Below are 19,585 nucleotides of genomic sequence, written 5' to 3'. Positions count from 1 at the left end.
GTGGAGTGAATGGGTAAGCCTATTAGAGTTTTACACGTCGTAGTGAACATGAACAGAGGCGGTGCAGAAACGCTGATTATGAATTTATATCGGAATATCGACCGATCCAAAGTTCAATTCGATTTTCTAACGTGTAAAGAAGGGGTTTTTGATACTGAAATCAAAGAACTTGGTGGGACCATACATCGGATTCCATATATTAATGAAGTGGGTCACTTTAGTTATATAAAATCCCTTAATAATTTTTTCACTAAGCATCATGACTATACAATCGTACATTCTCATTTAAATAGGATGAGTGGATTTGTAGTTAGAGCAGCAAAGAAAGTTGGAATTCAGTATTGTATTTCTCACAGTCATAATACTGGTGGAGAAGGTGGGATTTTGGCTAAAGGATATAAATGGTATTCAGGATTATATATTCCCTCCAATTCTGATTATACCTTTGCCTGTTCCGAAGCGGCTGCCAAGTGGTTATTTGGCAGTAAATCAAATCAATCAAAATTACTTAATAATGGAATAGAACCAGAAATTTTTTCTTTCTCTCCTGAAGTTAGAACGTTGAAAAGGAAGGAATTAGGGATTAGTGACCAATTAGTTTTTGGACATGTCGGTAGATTTACAAAACAAAAAAATCACAAATTCTTAATTGAAGTATTTGCTGAATTTGTTAAAAGAAGACCTGATTCTATTTTATTGCTATGTGGTGACGGCGTATTACGGAAAGATATTGAAAAAAGGGTAAATGAATTAAATTTACAAGAAAAAGTAAAGTTCCTAGGTGTTAGAAGTGATATTAATCAATTACTTCAAGCTTTTGACCTATTTTTATTTCCTTCGCTACATGAAGGTTTACCAGTAACTCTAATAGAGGCACAAGCAGCAGGATTACCGTGCTTAATATCGGATGAGATCACTAATGAGGTTGACTTGGGTTTAGATTTAATGGAATTTTTGAAACTAACAAGTAAAGATTTATGGGTTGCTGAACTAGAAAAATTTAAGATGGATAAAATAGACCGTCATACCTCAAAACTCAAGATGCTAAGAGATAGAGGATATGATATAAAAAATACAGCTGAATGGCTTCAAGATTTTTATATATTGAATTCGAGGTGAAAGTTCTTGCCGATATTAACGATATTTACCCCGACATATAATAGGGCCTATACACTTCACAAATGTTATGAAAGCCTTAAAAGACAATCAAATAAGGATTTTATTTGGTTAATTATTGACGACGGTTCTTCTGATAATACGGAAGAATTAATTAGAAGTTGGATAGGTGAAAATGTTATTACGATTCGATATTATCGACAGGATAACCAAGGGATGCATGGGGCTCATAATACTGCGTATAACCTGATCGATACAGAATTAAATGTTTGTATAGACAGTGATGATTATATGCCGTACGATGCTGTTGAAAAAATAGTTGCTTTTTGGAAAGAAAATGGTAGTGAAGATATTGGTGGTATAGTTGGTCTTGATTGCAATAATAGAGGAGAAATAATAGGGACAGAGCTGCCAAAGGATATTAAAACATCGACACTATTTAACCTATATAATAGATACGGAGTAAAAGGAGATAAAAAGCTAGTCTATCGGACGAAACTAACAAAGAAATATCCTTACCCAGTTTATCAAAATGAAAAATTAGTACCTCTATCGTATAAATATTTCATGTTAGACCAGGAATATGAAATGATGATAATGAATGAAGCGCTTTGTTGTGTGGAGTATCTGCCAGATGGATCATCAATGAATATACTAAAACAATATAAAGTTAGTCCAAAGGGTTTTCGATTTTATCGAATGGAAATGATGAAATTACCAAACACTCCGATTCTATTTAAATTTAAGCAGGCAATCCATTATGTATCCTGTAGCATTTTTGCCGAAAGTAAAGTCGTTTTAAGACATTCACCTCAAAAGCTACTGACACTTATTGCACTACCATTTGGTTTCGTACTAAATAAATATATTATTGCTAAGGTGGCAGAAAAGTAGATTTAAAAGTTTTGATTTAAAGGGATTTTGTCCTTTTTAATGTTGTATGGCTATAGTAACTTTTTAGCTATTTCATAATAGAAAATTGCAGGTATTTGTCGAATGGTTGTTCTTTAAAGAGAATACCCTTTGAGCTATAATTTAAGATAGTGTTAACATTAGAATTTATTATTTGTGTATATGATTTAATAGCTCTTTTTTTAATTTTTGTGTTCTTTATATTGAACGTTTATATCAAGTAAGGAGGTGAAATAATGATTATAGAAAAGGTTTATTCTAGACCAATCGTCTTAAGCCATCAACCAATCCAGTTTGAAACTAGGCATAGTTGGAATCCAGGGAAAGGTAATTCACCTGAATCAAATGGGAATGGAGGAATAAATTTCCCGGTTGAAACAAATCCAAATCCACAACCTTGTGGAGCAGGAACCCCTGGAAATGGAAACGGTAATGGAAATGGAAATGGAAACGGAAATGGTAATATCGGAGTAGGTCAGTGTAATCCAAATGTTAACCCTTAATTTCACAGAGGCGGAAGACCAAAGGGAATATCTCCATTGGCTTCCCTTCCTAATCAATATCGACTTATCCTATAGGAGGCCAATATGAACGAAATAAAAACAAAAATTGGCGACCATTTCATACATATAATCTGTGAATCTGTAAATCTAAAGAAAATGTTTGAAAAAAATTATCAATCCCATATATGTGCTGATAATCAGAAGCAAGATCTAGTCATCAAAATTGAAGAGGGGTACGGTGTCTCATTTCAAGATTATGACGTAGAAATCACAAAAAAACACAACCAAATCCTTTACCGCCGAGCTGATTACTTAATAAAGGTAGATACTGACTTTAGGACTGCGACTATATCAGTTTATAATGATTTCGCCTTAAAACACGCCTTAACGAATTTATACAGTTCCTTCATCGTTTATCATAATTGGGGTCTGTTAATTCACTCTTCCTGCGCAATAGAAAATGGTAAAGCCCATATTTTTGCAGGTCAATCGGGGGCAGGTAAATCAACAGCAGCCAAACTGTCGTATCCAAGACCTCTTCTTTCGGATGAGGCTACCCTTGTCAAAATTACCTCAAATAAAGTTACTGTGTATAATTCACCATTTCGTAGTGAACTCCAAGCAGACTCTTTTGAGGGAAATGTAGAATTAGCTAGTGTTCAAATACTCTACCAAGCCCTTCAAAATAAAAGAAACAGGTCTACTAAGTCGGATGCTTTCCTTCATTTAATGGATAAAGTCTTCTTTTGGCCCCATAGTGGTGAAGAGACGAAAACCATAATGAGGCTAATGACAAAACTGGTGAAGAACGTGCCTGTTTATGAACTTCATTTTCAAAAAAATAATACATTTTGGGAGTTAATATCATGATGACTCAATATATTCAAAAAGGAAATTATGAAGCTACCGAGCTTGATGGTGAATGGATTATTTTGAATACAGATCAATTTACCATCACGAAATTAAATGATGAGGGTGGACATTGCTGGTCAATGCTAAACGAGGTTCAAACAACGGATTCTCTAACACATTCCTTATTAGAGAAATTTTCAATAACTGAAAATGAACAGCAAGTAAAAAAGGACATGGAAGAATTTCTAGCCAATCTTGTTCAGTGCGGGCTGATTGAACATGTTGATTGACAATCATACCTTTGCACTTCTTAAACGTACGATCCAAAAGGACGGCTGGTTGGAGCTGCCTGCACATGGAAATAGTATGTTTCCTTTTATTCAACAAGGTAATCTTTGTAGGTTTATCCCATGTCAATCTTCACAAATAAAGAAGGGCGATGTGATTCTTTTCTATTCGCAAACTGGTCAATTAATTGCCCATCGATTTGTGAGCGTAAAAAAAATAGATAACCAACTGTTTTTCTTATTTAAAGGTGATACAAACCTTGGGTACGATCAACTTATAAGAGAAGAGTATATCCTTGGTAAACTAGCAAGTGTGCAAAAAAAACAACTGACTATAAACCCGCAACATTTACTTGCTCGCTGTTGGGGAAAAATGATTCTTACCTTTCCTTTACTATCAGGCATGCTTAGAAAACATTTAAATAGGAAGTTCAAATTACAATTCTAATAAATTTTGGAGTGTCCATATGATGAAGGAACGGATTGATTCTTTAATTAAACAATATTTTACCATGAAAGATATTCGCAGGACCTTTTCCTTTGTTTTACCTTTTATCATGAGACGCTGGAAGGCCTATATTGTCATTCTTCTATTATTAGGTTTGGACATTTACTTAACGATCGCTTTCGCAAAGTACTATGGTCAGATTACTGATGCAGCTATTCATGGTGGCTATCAACAGATTTTAACATTCATTCCATATGGTGCATTGCTTATTTTATTGAGTATCGTCTCAAGTGTTTCGTATACATATTTTAATATGATTGCGACGAATGGGGTGAAAATGGATATTAAAAACCATTTTTTTCACCATGTATTAAGACTGCCAGCAGCAAATACATCAAATATTCGCTCCGGTGAATTAATGTCCCATTTTTCTAATGATATTCATGGTGTTGATGGGGTGATTGGCAGTAATCTTATCAGTCTAGTCAGACTGCCCATTATCTATGTTGTCGTATTTTTTTATTTGGTAAATATTAATCTGACACTATGCTTGGTAAGCCTTATCATAGCGCCAATCGCGGCATTATCTGGTGTCGCATTTGGCTTGTTACTTCGGAAAAATGGTAGATTAATACACCGATTAGTAGGAAATATTAATAGCCTCCTAAATGAGACGTTTCACGGCTTCACGGTTATTCGATCGTTTACACTTGAGAAACTTCAATATAATAAGTACGCCAAACAAAATAAGGAATTATTCCAATTGGAGCTAGAAAATGCAAAGCTTCAAAGTTGGTATAATACGGGTGGTCAAATATTAGGTTCTATCACATTTATGATTAACCTGTCTGTTGGAGCCCTTTTCGTATCTAAAGGGGTACTAACTGTGGGAGCTTTGCTAACGTTTCTTAACTTGGTTGGTCACTTATTTTATCCAATCACGGGAATGGCCAGTCTGTGGGCTGGCTTTCAAAGATCTGTAGCTGCACTTGAGAGAGTGCTAGCGGTTCTCGAAACACCAGCTGATTTAAAAGAATTACCTTCTTTTGAACCACCCATGAAACGGGTTGACTCCATTCAGTTTCAAAACGTTACCTTTAGTTATATGGAAAATAAAAATGTGTTGGAACATTTTCATTTAGAGATTCCTGCTGGAAAAGTGGTGGCGTTAGTTGGCCCTAGTGGAGCTGGTAAGAGTACACTTTTTAATCTTTTACAAGGATTTTATAGGCCGCAATCAGGCGAAATAAAGATTGCTGGTAAGCCTATCACAGAGATTTCCGCTTCAGCATTAAGGAGTTCGATTGCCCATGTCCCTCAAGAAACCTTCTTATTTGCTGGAACCGTTCGAGATAACCTTTTGATTGCCCGTCCAAATGTGACTGAGAAAGAAATGGTGGAAGCGGCAATCAATGCTGAGATTCATGACTTTATTCTCTCACTTCCTAACGGATATGGAACTCAAATTGGCGAAAATGGGGTTAAGTTATCTGGCGGCCAAAAGCAAAGAGTCGCAATTGCCCGTGCGATATTAAAAGATTCGCCCATTTTATTATTAGACGAAGCTACTTCCGCTTTGGATGGTGAAACCGAATATTACGTCAAAGAAGCACTGGATGAATTGATGAAAGGTCGAACGACGATTGTTATTGCCCACCGCTTGTCGACAATCCAAAATGCTGATGAAATCATGGTGATGAATGATGGGAAAATTGTTCAACAGGGAACACATGAGGAGTTAATCGAACAAAAAGGTTTATATCGAAAACTCAACGAAACATCTTATAGTTCAAATAAAGATACACCTTTGTCTTTAGTTTCAAACTAATATAATGGGAGATGAGGCTAGTGAGTTTAGAGTTCGTGAGATTTTTATATGATAATCAGAAATCACTGCCTCAGGATGAAGTGTTTTATCATCAAGCTCTTCACGATATTGAAAATGACGGTATTGCATCACAGGTTTATTTTTTATTAAAGCAGCAGGGGAGGCTAGAGCAAACGCCTGCATTTTTTCAATTTAGTCTCAAGGAAGAGTATGAAAAAAGTTTTTATCAAAACCTGTTTATTAAAAATCAAACGGATCAATTATTGCGAGCATTTGAGGAGAAAAAGATAGATGTTATTGCTCTAAAAGGGGTTTATTTTGCTGAGAAATATTTTGGTCATATGGGGGCAAGGGCTACATCTGATATTGATTTGTTAGTTAGAATACAAGACCTAAATATCGCCATTGAATCCGTAAAATCATTAGGTTTTACTTTTGAAGAGGAGCAAATACCTGGTCATTTCCATTGCAGTTTTAGCAAGAGATTACCTACCTCGCCCACTCCGTTAGTGGTGGAATTACATTGGGATTTGGTGAAGAGAAGTACCTCGAGGTTTAATATTAATGACCTTTGGAAACAGTCGATACCCGTGAGCAAATCCGGGTATATTAAAGACCTATCCCAACTTCATACCTTTTATATGATATGCCTTCATGGCTGGCGGCATAATTTAGACTCGATGAAATATTTTATGGATATTATTCAAGTCATTTACAAGGACAGTAATGAGATTGATTTTGACCAATTCATAAAGCTTGCGGAATCTCACCAAACATTAAAACGAATGATCAGGACCTTATCCATCGTTTATCAGCAATTTCCACACTTAGACGATGTCAAGATGTATCCATTTAAAGCGAATAATACTCTTTGGGAGTACCAATCTGTAAAGGGGTTTAGGCAGTACTGGGATTTCCTCGATTATCAGTTTTTAAGCTATGATACAGTCAAACATACGTTGATTGAAATCGGAAACTGGATATGGCCTTCAAAATATGAAGTATCTTCACAAATAGGTGAGCAGTCACAAGGAAAGAAGATGTACTTATTGTTGTATAAGAAGAGACTTACCAGTATATTAAAAGCGGTATTGCCACATTAATAGGCCATCCGGAGCAACCAGATGGCTTATGTTCCTTTTAATGTTTCGGGTATTACCTTAAAAATTCAACATTCCTTTAAAGAAGATTAGGACTTTGGATTAATCCCCAATAACCCTCTGAATATTGAAGATAAACTCCTGTTATTTATAATAGAATACCTTCAAATTGTTTTTTCCGTCAATTGTGGCTAGTAAGACGTTCTGTATCTCTGTTTGATGCGTTTGATTAAGAGTGTGAACAAGCCACCCTTCATCCTTGTTTTTTTCCTTTAGTGTATGATGAACAATCTTTCCTTCTTTTATTACGGTCTGTGGGAGATCAAAAGGCTCAGTTTTCATCTGATAGGTTGATGGCGTAATCGCCGCATATTGCGGATCTAAGAAGATTGAAAGTTTCCCATCAGATTCCCATAATGCTAACGCAACCTTTTTAATATCTTCTACCTTTTCTTTCCTTAATTCAGCTAATAAATGATTAACGGATATTCTAGCTTTCTTTAAGGCCTTATAAATGATTTCTCCTTCTTTAATAAGGGGAAATGGCGCGGGGTCTAGGAACTTATCGATGAGTGCCGATTTTAAGCTGACCAATATACCCCCTGTATACAAAGCAACCAATACAACGGTAGTAATCATCGATCCTTTCATCCCAAGATGTTCATCTGATAATGGATGAGCAATAATATTTCCTATGACCAAGGCGATAACGAAATCCAGTAATCTTAATTGGGAGATAGCGCGTTGACCCATGATTTTTGCAACAATGAGTAAAAAGAAAAATCCAATGATGGCTCTTAGAATCCACTCAATTATACTAAGTGTTTCTTGGCTATGAAAAAAATTCAAGAAAGTCACATCCTTTATCTCTGATAAGCATCTCATTTAGTATTGTCTTGAATTCCTTTTTGTTTGCACAGACTTATCAAAAACACTAAAACAGGATGAGCAAAGTGGCCCATCCTGTTTCATCTAATATTAAACCTTTTTAAACTAAAAAATACTGATAAAATACCGAATGAATCAATAACTAAGTCATAAAAACGTCCATCTCTCCCGAAAAATAACTGCAGGAATTCTGTTAGAAACGCAAAAGTAATGGATATACCGATAGAATATTTGTGGCTTCTTAATAGATTGAAGAGAAGAAAATCCATTATCCCAAAACCGATAAAATGGCCTAACTTAATTTTTATAAATTCAGAATGAATCAAAGTTAAATCAGTAAAATAAAAGAAAGACAAAAAGTCCGGATTTGATACCCACTTTAATCCGAATGAATGTAAATATATTAGACGCTCTATACTTTCTGTCCAGGTATTTACCAACAAAAATAGCCCCCATAAAATAATCATTAGGACTTTTATAAAAAGAAATCGTTTCTTTGTTTTTCGCTTACGTATTCTACTACCTTGTATTGGTTGATAATCCAAAATCCTTGCTCCTCACTAACTAGTATTTCTTAATTGAATTATATTATTAATTTTATCATTGTTCCCTTTAAAGAACAAATAGGAGATATTTACACTAAAATAATCCAATTATGCACAACTTTCGTATTATAAGTTAATGATATTTATATAGGTAAAATTAACTTGTTTCCATTTACAAAATTCTGCATTTTCTTTATAATGAGCATAAGTTGTTCTTATTTAGGAACCGATAATTAGAAAAGAAAGGAAATCATGATATATCCACTAATAAAAGAAAGAAACCAAATTCACATTGTGAAAGATTCCTATCATTGTGCATGCGGTCTAGAATTTAATAAGGATCGAATTATTAAAAGGAGGACCCTTAGAAAAATTAAATTTATTGAATTAGGTCAGGTAACATGTGAGAACTGTTGTTTAAAACTTCTAAATTATGACTAATGGGTTTAAATATTTTTTGTCGAAATTGTGTCGAAATTTTTGGAAATATTTACATTTAGTTTCCCGTAAGACTATAGTACTATTAGTTTATACTTTAATACTTTAATACTTTAATACTATGAACGACAAAGGCAAACCTTTCGAAAGATTGGGACGCAAAGCTACAGGTCTAAGGTTTTTAACTAGGATGGCTGAGTTACCTAAAATAGTAATCATTTTAGGAGGGTGAATTTTGTCTGCATTAACCAATGAAAAAGATTTTGATACAGAATGGTTAGAACTTATTAATGAAGCTAAAAAGATAGGACTTTCCATTGATGAAATTAGGGATTTCCTAAAACGTACCTATTAGAGCCAATTTAATTTATCCCTTTGAGCCGGAGTATATAATTAATACGAGGGTTATTGATTATATAATTTTCAGAATATTCAATTTTGTGGACGGCAGCGGGCGCAAAGTATAAGACCTCAGGTGATTATAGCAGATTATTATTTTTCGTCTGTACATTATGGAAAAGCAATATAATAAAATACCCTTTTACAGAGAACGTATTTTTATTAAGTAAAATTTTAAAGAGAATAAAATGTTCTATAAATTTGAAACAGCTTAACAAATTAATGAGCAATTTGTTAAGCTGTTTTAGGTATGGGTTAATAATTTAAAAACTTTACACAAACCGCATAAGGCACAGTAATATCAGACTCAATCAACGTCAATTTCCCCGAAAACTCATCCCTTGAGAACAATACTAAATTGCCTGACTCCTGATTCGAAGCAACCACAAACTTCCCGCTAGGATCAATTTCAAAATCCCTTGGCCAATCACCTTCAGTCGATGTATGTTCAACAAAGGTAAGCTCGCCTGTTTCGATATCCACACGGAAAACGGCTATACTGTTATGTCCGCGATTACCGGCATAGACAAAGAGTCCATCAGCTGAAATATGAATCGCACTGCCTTGATTATTTTCAGAAAAATCAGCGGGAAGTGTGGAAATATATTGTCTTTCTGTGAAATGTCCATTTTCCGGGTGGTAGGTTAACACAATGACCTCCGAACTAAATTCAGTCATGATGTAAGCAAATTTTCCATTCGGATGAAAAACCAAATGCCTTGGGCCGCTTCCAGCTTTTAAAGGAAGCAGATTCGCTTTGGAAAGTGTGCCGTCACTGTGGACCGCATAGGTGATAAGTGCATCAATTCCCAATTCAACAACGGCCAGATAATTCTCATCAGGGGTGACTCCGGCATAATGGGTATGCGGTTTTTCCTGTCTTGGATCTGGCCCAGAGCCTTCATGCTTAATAATCGAGGCTGCGGGATTTACGGAACCGTCTTCCTGATTAATTAAATGGGATTCTACTAATCCTTGATGATAATTTGCACTGAAAACATATTGATTTTTACTGTCGACACTTACATGACATGGCGACGAACCTGGAAGCAATTGTTTATTAATTTCTGCAAGTTCGCCGTTGTCACCAATAGAAAAAGCAGCGATTCCTCCAGTTTCACCTTCTTTTACAACGGAATAAAGGTATCGGTTGTCATTACTGATTGTTAAATATGTAGGGTTTTCAAGTTGTGCGACAACCTTAATATCCTTTATTCTTTCCTCCTTCGTATCTAATGTAAAGGAATAAATTCCTTTGCTATCTCCCTTCGTATACGTTCCAATATAACCCATGAACTCATTGTTACCTGTCATCATCTTCGCTCCTTTAGATATTCATTTCGTTTTATTGTATCAAACTATGCAATAATTACTCCAATTTCTTACCTATAAGTTGTTGGTGTTATTTTAAAAGGTAATTTAACCTAATGAGTTTTTTACCGGAATTTCCCGATGAATAAAGAAATATAAGGAAATAGTAGTGCAAGTACATCTTTCCATTTATAAAAGAAGCGTTGAAACGTAATCCTAACATGAAATTGTTCGCATCCCCATGGAGCCCTCCAACATGGATGAAGTTCCCTAAAGCATACAACTATGGAAAACTGCGTTGGGAAAAGGAAGTTTTGGAGGCGTATGCTTTATACTTTGTAAAGTTTGTAGAGGCTTACAAACAAGAGGGTATTAAGATTGACCAAATCCATGTCCAAAACGAAGTGGTTGCTGATCAGAAATTTCCTTCATGTGTTTGGACCGGCGAGCAGCTTCGTGAATTCATTTCTGATTATTTAGGTCCAGCTTTTGAACGACATGGACTAGACACGGAAATATGGCTAGGAACCATTAATGGAATTGTCAATGAATTATTTCAAAAATCAGCATCTGATTATGATCAACTGGCAAATTCGGTCCTAAGTGACCCTGAGGCTTATAAATACATTAAAGGTGTCGGCTATCAATGGGCAGGAAAGTATGCCATACAACAAACGGTACAAAGCTATCCAGAACTGCGTTACATGCAGACAGAAAATGAATGTGGAGATGGAAAAAATACGTGGGAATATGCTCAATACGTCTATAATTTGTTTCGACATTACTTCGTGAATGGTGCAAACTCTTATGTTTATTGGAACATGGTCTTGGAACCGTTTGGCCGAAGCACTTGGGGATGGGAACAAAATTCTATGATTACCGTAGATCCTGAAACAAAGGATGTCATTTGTAATCCAGAGTTTTATGTGATGAAGCATTTCTCTCATTTTATTAAACCTGGTGCGGTTAGGATTGAAACAAATGGTCCATGGACTGGAAATGCAGTTGCATTTAGAAATCCGGATGACTCAAGAATAGTTGTTATTTCAAATCCGTTTGAAAATCAACGTGAACTTTGTATCGGAGAAGGAATTGAAAGATATAAAGTTACATTAGAACCCTCTTCATTTAATACATTCGTATTGTAATTAATGGCGAGAACCTCGGCATGATTTATTATTAAAATGATTAAAAATAATCAAAGAAAATTCAGTAGGGTTCCTATTAAAAGGAATATCATTTATCTTTATTAAGGGACTTCAAAATATTTGCACATTATTCTAATTTATAAGATATGCTTAGTTTGTGTGGTATTTGCTGCTCATCAAAAATATAGAAAAGAGGAAAAAAATATGGTTTACCAAGCAGCAGAAAATCGTTATGAACCAATGAAATATAATCGCAGTGGCCGTTCAGGATTAATGCTTCCTGCGGTCTCGCTTGGACTATGGCACAATTTTGGTGGTGTTGATACATATGAAAATGGACGGGCAATGCTGAGAAGAGCGTTTGATTTAGGGATTACCCATTTTGATTTGGCCAACAATTATGGCCCGCCGCCGGGGTCTGCTGAAGAAATGTTCGGTAGAATATTAAAGACTGATTTTGCTCCTTACCGTGAAGAAATGATCATTTCTTCAAAAGCAGGCTACACGATGTGGCCAGGACCATATGGGGATTGGGGCTCAAGGAAATATTTAGTATCAAGTCTGGACCAGAGTCTAAAACGAATGGGACTTGATTATGTTGATATTTTCTATTCGCACCGTCCAGACCCAAACACACCGATTGAGGAAACCATGGGAGCATTAGATTCTATTGTTCGTCAGGGTAAAGCGTTATATGTTGGAATTTCTAACTACAGTGCAGAACAAACAGCTGAAGCGATTAAAATCTTGAATCAGTTAGGAACACCTTTGTTAATCCATCAACCAAAGTATTCCATGTTTAACCGCTGGATAGAGGACGGCTTACAGGATGTGCTTCAGGAAAGTGGAGTCGGTTCGATTGCGTTTAGTCCGTTAGCACAAGGCTTGTTAACCAATAAGTATTTAACTGGGATTCCAGCCGATTCTCGTGCAGCAAAATCAACAGGGTTTCTAAGTGAAGATCAAGTTAAAGCAGAAGTTATTGAGCGTGTTCAAAAATTAAATGAAATTGCAATAGAGCGTGGTCAAAGTCTATCACAAATGGCGCTGGCCTGGGTTTTGCGTGGAGGAAAGGTTACTTCAGTCCTGATTGGTGCTAGCAGAGTGAGCCAAATTGAGGAAAATGTTGCAGTATTGAATAACCTTGAGTTTTCTGATCAAGAATTAGCAAGGATTGAGGATATTCTTAAAAGCTAGAGTTCTAACATTAAAAAAGAAAGGGTCCCAAAGGTTGTAATAAACAACTTTTTGAGACCCTCTTGTTATTTTGGGGGAATGCAATTAATCCATTAAAAAATATAAACCAGTATTTTGATGTTAAGAAGCATTAACTTGTTGAATTTTAGAAAACACTCTGTTACATAAAAAGTATATACTATACGCACCTAAACTGAAAATAAATAATGAAGTTACTGGCCAAGTATAGAGAATAAAAGACATTAAAGCGATATAGATAACCGCGACAAGAGTAGTCGGAAGATATCTAATGGAAAAGAACACCGAATTTTTTATTGCGTCCCACCAATTCATATCAAAGTTAGCGATGGTTGGAAAAATAAAGACCGAAGTAGTAAGAACTATGATTCCTAATAAAGACAGTATCGGTAATAGAATATATTGAAAATCACCAAGATTATCCATTAAGGTAAAATCAATATAAAACAAACTACCAAAAAAAGTCCATAAAATGCCTAACAATAAACTCTTTTTAAAATTTTCTTTGAAATATTTAAAGAAAGGACGAAAAACACTATAGTCCTTATGTAAAATCCATTGTCGTGTGACGCAATACATGGCAACAGTTGCAGGGAAAATGGTTATAACTGGTAAACATAATAACAGCCATAGGATATTTAACTGAAAAAAGGCTGTAACAAATTCAAGTAATCTATAGAATTTACTATTAAATTTCATCCATATCACCAAGATTTCATAATTTTTTTCTGTACAATAAAAATAGCATAGATTCCGCTAAAAAAGAAGGAATATTAAAGATGAAGTGGAATTAGCAAAGCCCAATCCACAAGTATTCAGTCACGTAGCACAGGAAGTGAAAATATTACCAAGCGAACTTCTTTATATTGGTGATTCTTGGACCAATGAGTCTTCAATACATTAAACAATCTAAAATAATAATAATTCCAGAGTAATGCATTTTCACAATACCTCATTAAAATCAATCATTTAAGGGGAAATCTCATGTCTAGTAAATTTGGAGTTTATGGATTCCGCTTTTTAGATACCTTAAATAGTTCCTTCTACCAGCTTTTTGCCGTAGGGCACCAGCATATAGAAGATACTTCATATGAATGGGATGGATTAAAACGTAAAGATGGTCCATTATTATTGTTTCAATATACCATTTCAGGCAGTGGAAATATTGAGCTAGATGGTGTAGTTCACAAGCTAACTGCAGGCAGTGCATTTATGGTAGAAATTCCAAGTGATCATCGCTATTATTTGCCTCAAGACAGTGAGAACTGGGAATTTTATTTTATCTTATTTAGACCAACAAATCTTCAAAAAGAATGGACAGAACTAATTAAATTAATGGGGAATGTTCCTCAAATTTCAGAGTTAAGCTCCCCCATTACCTTCTTGAAAAATGCCTATTATGCTGCAAGCAAACAGCAGATTACTGATGGATTTCGTGCTTCAACGATTGTTTATCAATTTGTAATGGAGCTGTACCGATATACTGCGGCTTATAAAAAGGAAAAAGAAATCTGGCCTGAAAAAGTGATTCAAGCTGTCCATTTTTTAGAGGAAGATTACTGTACTATTCAAAGTCTTGATGTGCTTGCACTAAGAGTAGGCTTATCAAAATTTCATTTTACCCGTCTTTTCAAACGAACAACTGGACTTTCACCAATGGAATACTTAACAAAGGTCCGAATGGAAAAAGCGGTCCAGCTCCTAAGGAACACAGATATGACCATTGAAGAGACTTCAAAACAAATTGGTTATTCCAATAGCAGTTACTTTATAAAGGTCTTTCGTGAATGGATAGGTTTTTCTCCAGGTGAGTTTCGGTTAGGAAAAGATCTAGCCTTTTTAAATGAGTTTAGATTCGATTAAGTATTATCAAAAGAGCAATATTTTACAATATAGAGCAAAAATTTATTATAGATGTAGATGTCTCAATTCCTTATTATTAGTTTAAAGAGCAATAATTTAATAGAAAGGAATGGACGAAATGAGGCATCATACTTTTGTCAAAACACCACCTTTAGGCTGGAATAGCTGGGATTGTTATGGAGCGGCAGTAAGGGAAGAGGAAATTGTAGGGAACGCTGAATATATGGCAGAACATCTAAAACCATATGGCTGGGAGTATGTTGTGGTTGATATTCAATGGTCTGAACCCGGGGCAACATCATCAGTGTATCGTCCATTTGTTCCGCTTGAAATGGATGAATACTCAAGGTTGGTACCTGCAGTTAATCGTTTTCCTTCTTCAGAAGGGGGCAAGGGTTTTAAACCGTTAGCGGATTATGTACATAACCTTGGATTAAAGTTTGGCATACATATCATGCGGGGGATCGCACGCCAAGCCGTTCATGCCAATACACCCATTTTGGGCACTAATATGAGAGCAAGAGATATTGCACATCCAAATTCCATTTGTCCTTGGAATACGGATATGTATGGGGTGGATGCTTCTAAAGAAGGTGCACAGGAATATTATAATTCTTTATTTCAATTGTATGCCGAGTGGGGAGTGGATTTTGTCAAGGTGGACGATATTGCAGCTTCCCGGCTTTATCATATCCATGAAGATGAAATAAAGTTAATTCACAAGGCAATCGATAACAGTGGAAGAGAGATGGTCCTCAGTCTATCACCTGGTCCGGCACCGTTGGAATCTGCTGTAACCTTAATTGACAATGCTAACATGTGGAGAATGACCGATGATTTTTGGGATCATTGGAGCCTTTTATATGGCATGTTTGAAAGGTGTGAAAAGTGGAGTCGGCATGTGGGACCAGGGCACTGGCCAGACTGTGATATGCTGCCTCTTGGCCATATTGGAATTCGTTCAGTTGACGGAGGAGGGGCGGACCGCTGGACTCGATTTACAAAAGATGAACAAATAACAATGATGACATTATGGTCGATCTTCCGCTCCCCGCTTATGTTTGGGGGAGAACTTCGGGATAACGATGACTGGACGCTTTCCTTGCTTACAAATAAAGAGGTTTTGGAACTAAACCAATACAGCCACAGTAATCGCTTGGTCTATCGGGAGGATGACAAAATTGTCTGGACCGCAAAAGGTGACGATGGTCATACTTACGTAGCCTTGTTTAATGCCGCTGAAGAAACAGCCGTTGTCGATGTTTCATTGGAACAGCTTGGTCTAACTTCGAAAAAAACGGCAAGAGATCTTTGGAAACAAGCGGAACTTGGAGTCGTTGCCGAAAGTATTAAACAAACTCTTCCGGCACACGGCTCCATTTTGATTAAATTGTATTAAATGAGGAAGTTACTGGAGATTGTATTTAGAAACTCACATAGTGTAAAAAAGGTGTCCCAAGTTTATTTGGGACACCTTTTTAGCAAGAAAAAGTAAGCGCAAACATTTTTGGCGTAGGCTTGGCTAGCCTAGCCTAGTTATTTGTGCACTGCTGCAGTTGAGTTTCGTATCACTAACTCTGGTTCATAAACAGTAGAAGGTTGATTAGTTCCTCGTCTTTCAACTGCTGAGACAATCCATTTGGCCGCTTCAATCCCCATTTCCATTTTAGGGTGTGTAACAGATGTTAGTTTCACATCGGTTGCCTCTGCTAAGAAAGAATCATCATAGCCGACAATGGAAACGTCGTCTGGAACACTTAAGCCAAGTCTTTTTAACATATTTAGAACTTGTAAGGCTAGTTGATCATTATAACAGACAATTGCAGTTGGTTTTTTTTCTGTCATGAAAAATTGCTTTAACCGTTCAAGTAGTTGAGATTCCGGGTCATCGGTTGTATAAGTAATAACCATTTCCGGGAAAAAGGTGAGATTGTATTCCCTAAAAGCTCGGATAAAACCTTGCATCCGATTTACTCCTTGGAGGTCATCGGTTTTAAAAAGACCGATTATTTTTTCATGGCCAAGATTAATTAAATGTTCCATAGCAATATAACCACCATGTTCATCATCCATAATGATGTGCGGCGGCATTAGTTGGGAGTAAAATTGGTTAATCATTAAGTAAGGGATATTGTTTTGTTCTAACTCTAAATAGTAATTAATGTTAGGATTGTAATTGCTACTTCTTGTAGGCTCGACAATCAACCCATTAATATTCCGGCTTAACATGGTTTGTAAACATTGTTTCTCTTTATCCACATCATTATCTGTACAAGCAAACGTTAAGGAATACCCCTGAGCTGTTAAATAGGATTCCATACCTTTAATAATAGAAGGAAAAATATAATCTGAAATATAGGTTGTTATTACCCCAATGTTTTTCCCAGTGGTTTTCAAAGGTTGTACGTGGGTGTTAGATTCGGCCAACGGTTCTAACATTTTATTGGAACAGAAAGTTCCTGCCCCCTGTTCTCTATAAAGCCAGCCTTCGTGTACTAAATCCCCCACCGCTAGACGCACAGTATGTCTGCTGACCGCAAACATTTTAACTAGTTCATTTTCAGAATAGATCTTTTCACCTGGTTTTACCTTACCATTTGTGATCCATTCTGTAATTTTTTCCTTGACCATTGTATATTTGGTCTTTTGGGCCATTGGTATCACCACTTTCGACTTGTATGCATCTTTAACTACTTATACGTACAACAACTAATAATATGAATATCGTAACAAAAAAAATTAAAAAAGACTATAATATCTTTATAATATTTTTCATTTTAGTAGGACATAAAGAGATCATATCAAAACCATTTACTTCAAATCGATTTATTTCCAAAAAACAGTAATATGGTCTACAATTGGGTATTTTATTAGCCTCTCTAAATATTTTAACTGATCAACATGAAAGACAGAATGCGAAATTTAATTGTACCCTTTCAATAAATAGGGGATTTCAACACGTCCGTACATAATTTTTTTTAACAGAAAAATGATTGACATGTACGAACAGGTATATTACTATTTGAACTATAGAGAATACGCTTTCAAAGTTTCGTTGAAAATGGGAAAAAGGCCTAAAGATTTAAGATTAGACTTAGTGAATTGATATAATGGAGTCTTTTTAGGAGGGATTTTTATGTAACAGCATGACATGTCCGTACATCTAATTTAACTAGCTTAATAGAAATTCCTAACACTCTCTGTAATTAGTCTTATTTTTTCGTAAAGTGATTATGCTTTCAACTTTTGGATTTTTTGGTCTTTTAAGTTTATTTTATCAAATTCATTGGAGGGATTTACTTGTTTAAAGCATCTAAAAAGTTAGGTACAATGCTGTTGCTTGCGATTATGGTAATCAGTTCAATTCTCGCAGGATGTTCAAACGAAAGCTCAACTGGAAAGAGCGGCGGTAAAACTGAACTTACCTTTATGTTCCGTGGCCAGCCTAAAGAGCTAGAAGCTTATAAAGCTACAGTTAAGAAATACGAAGAGTCTCATCCAAATGTAAAAGTTACTGTTGTCTCTGTTGCTCCTGACCAATATGACACAAAATTAAAAGCTGCGATTGCAGGACACAAAATTCCGGATGTTTTCTTCTATAATCCAGCTCAAGTAAAAGCATATGTAAACTCTGGAATCTTACTAGATATTACGAAATATGTTGAAGGTTCAAAAGATGTTAAATTAAGTGATATGTGGGAAAAAGGTGTAAACAAATACCGTTATGATGGTAAAAATCTTGGTGATGGCGCCATCTACGGATTACCAAAGGATATCAGTGGATTTGCACTAGGATACAATAAAACAATGTTTGAAAAAGCAGGGATTCCACTTCCAGATAAAGATAAGCCATATACTATGCAAGAATTTATTGATGTAGCGAAAAAATTAACAAAAGATACTAACAATGATGGTAAAGTTGATCAATACGGTACTGGATTTAACGTTCAATGGTCATTACAGCCAATTGTTTGGAGCAATGGCGCAGACTTTATTGACGGAACACATACAAAAGTAACTATAGATGATCCTAAATTTGTTGAAGCATTACAATGGTTTGCAGATCAGCAAACTAAATACAAAGTTACCCCATCTATCTCTGAAGCACAATCACTTGACACATACCAAAGATGGATGAAAGGCCAATTAGCATTCTTCCCTGTAGGTCCTTGGGATATGGCAACATATGCTTCATTAGACTTTGATTATGATTTAATTCCATGGCCTGTTGGTTCAACTGGTGAAACAGCTGCATGGATTGGTTCACTTGGAATTGGTGTAGCTAAAACTACTAAGAACCAAAAAGCAGCTGCTGAATTAGCAACCTATCTATCTGCTGACCAAGAAGGACAACAAGCATTAGTTGATGCACAAATTCAACTTCCAAACAGCGTGAAAGTTGCTGAAAAGTGGGCAGCTAATACTTCCACAAAACCAGCAAACAAGCAAGAATTCTTAGATATAATCAATGAGTACGGCCGCAGCTTCCCAGGTGAGTACACTTATACTAGTGAATGGTATGATGAATTCTTCAAAAACATTCAGCCTGTACTTGATGGAAAGAAAACCGCTGCCCAATATGTAAAAGAAGAACAGCCAAAAATGCAGAAACTATTAGATGCAGCAATTCAACAAGAAAAACAATCTGCAAAGAAATAATGAACACAAACTGACATAGTGTAAATGGTGCTAGTTGAAAGAAGTTTTATATTAGCGCCATTTATTCCTTTTA

General features: G+C 35.7%; 18 protein-coding genes, 1 pseudogene and 1 riboswitch. Of the genes and pseudogenes, 14 read left to right on the top strand and 5 right to left on the bottom strand.

Annotated features, from left to right (window positions below; genetic code table 11):
- Positions 1 to 9 precede the first annotated feature (9 nt).
- The 8 genes from J7E66_RS18520 to J7E66_RS18485 all read left to right on the top strand — a co-directional run bounded on the left by J7E66_RS18520 (position 10) and on the right by J7E66_RS18485 (position 7,049).
- Entirely contained in the window at positions 10 to 1,119 is a 1,110-nt protein-coding gene (locus tag J7E66_RS18520; RefSeq protein WP_215002526.1) for a glycosyltransferase family 1 protein, read from the top strand.
- A gap of 6 nt (positions 1,120 to 1,125) precedes the next feature.
- The gene (locus J7E66_RS18515) at positions 1,126 to 2,010 is read left to right on the top strand and encodes a glycosyltransferase family 2 protein (RefSeq protein ID WP_215002524.1); all 885 of its coding nucleotides are present in this window, start codon (positions 1,126 to 1,128) and stop codon (positions 2,008 to 2,010) included.
- Positions 2,011 to 2,264: 254 nt separating this feature from the next.
- Entirely contained in the window at positions 2,265 to 2,531 is a 267-nt protein-coding gene (locus J7E66_RS18510; protein ID WP_215002523.1) for a hypothetical protein, read from the top strand.
- Positions 2,532 to 2,615: 84 nt separating this feature from the next.
- Positions 2,616 to 3,401 (top strand): hypothetical protein, encoded by a 786-nt coding sequence (locus J7E66_RS18505; RefSeq protein ID WP_215002521.1) that lies wholly within the window; start codon positions 2,616 to 2,618, stop codon positions 3,399 to 3,401.
- Positions 3,398 to 3,673, top strand: coding sequence for a PqqD family protein (locus tag J7E66_RS18500; RefSeq protein WP_251032994.1), 276 nt, complete (start codon positions 3,398 to 3,400; stop codon positions 3,671 to 3,673). The genes J7E66_RS18505 and J7E66_RS18500 overlap by 4 nt, the downstream gene beginning before the upstream one ends.
- A complete protein-coding gene (locus J7E66_RS18495) occupies positions 3,663 to 4,118 on the top strand; it encodes a signal peptidase I (protein ID WP_215002519.1) in 456 nt (151 codons plus the stop codon). Before J7E66_RS18500 ends, J7E66_RS18495 begins: the two co-directional genes overlap by 11 nt.
- Positions 4,119 to 4,137: 19 nt before the next feature.
- Complete coding sequence (locus J7E66_RS18490; RefSeq protein ID WP_251032993.1) at positions 4,138 to 5,946, top strand: ABC transporter ATP-binding protein; 1,809 nt, start codon at positions 4,138 to 4,140, stop codon at positions 5,944 to 5,946.
- A gap of 20 nt (positions 5,947 to 5,966) precedes the next feature.
- Positions 5,967 to 7,049 carry a nucleotidyltransferase family protein gene (locus J7E66_RS18485; RefSeq protein WP_215002517.1) on the top strand — a complete coding sequence of 361 codons (1,083 nt, stop codon included), beginning with the start codon at positions 5,967 to 5,969 and terminating at the stop codon, positions 7,047 to 7,049.
- Between the two features lie 141 nt (positions 7,050 to 7,190).
- On the opposite strand, the gene J7E66_RS18480 is transcribed toward J7E66_RS18485, so the two are convergent.
- Positions 7,191 to 7,895, bottom strand: a complete 705-nt coding sequence (locus J7E66_RS18480; RefSeq protein ID WP_215002515.1) for a DUF421 domain-containing protein — start codon at positions 7,893 to 7,895, stop codon at positions 7,191 to 7,193.
- Between the two features lie 119 nt (positions 7,896 to 8,014).
- Positions 8,015 to 8,479 carry a VanZ family protein gene (locus tag J7E66_RS18475; RefSeq protein WP_251032992.1) on the bottom strand — a complete coding sequence of 155 codons (465 nt, stop codon included), beginning with the start codon at positions 8,477 to 8,479 and terminating at the stop codon, positions 8,015 to 8,017.
- Between the two features lie 561 nt (positions 8,480 to 9,040).
- Positions 9,041 to 9,124, top strand: a riboswitch (cyclic di-GMP riboswitch).
- Between the two features lie 28 nt (positions 9,125 to 9,152).
- On the opposite strand from J7E66_RS18475, the gene J7E66_RS18470 reads away from it, so the two are divergent.
- Entirely contained in the window at positions 9,153 to 9,272 is a 120-nt protein-coding gene (locus tag J7E66_RS18470; RefSeq protein ID WP_215002510.1) for an anti-repressor SinI family protein, read from the top strand.
- A gap of 299 nt (positions 9,273 to 9,571) precedes the next feature.
- Here the strand turns inward: J7E66_RS18470 and J7E66_RS18465 are convergent, their stop codons facing one another.
- The gene (locus J7E66_RS18465; protein WP_215002508.1) at positions 9,572 to 10,630 is read right to left on the bottom strand and encodes a lactonase family protein; all 1,059 of its coding nucleotides are present in this window, start codon (positions 10,628 to 10,630) and stop codon (positions 9,572 to 9,574) included.
- A gap of 170 nt (positions 10,631 to 10,800) precedes the next feature.
- Here J7E66_RS18465 and J7E66_RS18460 point away from each other — a divergent pair.
- Positions 10,801 to 11,775: pseudogene (locus J7E66_RS18460) on the top strand (glycoside hydrolase family 30 protein); the annotation flags it as partial.
- A gap of 204 nt (positions 11,776 to 11,979) precedes the next feature.
- On the top strand, positions 11,980 to 12,972 hold the full coding sequence (gene mgrA, locus J7E66_RS18455) for an L-glyceraldehyde 3-phosphate reductase (RefSeq protein ID WP_215002506.1): 993 nt from the start codon (positions 11,980 to 11,982) through the stop codon (positions 12,970 to 12,972).
- A 120-nt stretch (positions 12,973 to 13,092) separates the two neighbouring features.
- Here mgrA and J7E66_RS32920 read toward each other — a convergent pair whose 3' ends face one another.
- Complete coding sequence (locus J7E66_RS32920; protein WP_215002504.1) at positions 13,093 to 13,689, bottom strand: YesL family protein; 597 nt, start codon at positions 13,687 to 13,689, stop codon at positions 13,093 to 13,095.
- A gap of 285 nt (positions 13,690 to 13,974) precedes the next feature.
- Between J7E66_RS32920 and J7E66_RS18440 the strand changes: the two genes are divergently transcribed.
- On the top strand, positions 13,975 to 14,853 hold the full coding sequence (locus J7E66_RS18440) for an AraC family transcriptional regulator (RefSeq protein ID WP_215002501.1): 879 nt from the start codon (positions 13,975 to 13,977) through the stop codon (positions 14,851 to 14,853).
- A 118-nt stretch (positions 14,854 to 14,971) separates the two neighbouring features.
- Positions 14,972 to 16,252, top strand: coding sequence for a glycoside hydrolase family 27 protein (locus tag J7E66_RS18435; protein ID WP_215002499.1), 1,281 nt, complete (start codon positions 14,972 to 14,974; stop codon positions 16,250 to 16,252).
- A gap of 137 nt (positions 16,253 to 16,389) precedes the next feature.
- On the opposite strand, the gene J7E66_RS18430 is transcribed toward J7E66_RS18435, so the two are convergent.
- On the bottom strand, positions 16,390 to 17,508 hold the full coding sequence (locus tag J7E66_RS18430) for a GntR family transcriptional regulator (protein ID WP_215002496.1): 1,119 nt from the start codon (positions 17,506 to 17,508) through the stop codon (positions 16,390 to 16,392).
- 675 nt (positions 17,509 to 18,183) lie between these two features.
- Here J7E66_RS18430 and J7E66_RS18425 point away from each other — a divergent pair.
- Entirely contained in the window at positions 18,184 to 19,512 is a 1,329-nt protein-coding gene (locus tag J7E66_RS18425) for an ABC transporter substrate-binding protein (RefSeq protein WP_215002710.1), read from the top strand.
- Positions 19,513 to 19,585: the final 73 nt, after the last annotated feature.

The sequence above is a fragment of the Bacillus sp. ISL-7 genome (assembly GCF_018613065.1).
Note: the sequence above shows the minus strand (reverse complement) of the source record. Positions and strands in the feature narration are given on the sequence as shown.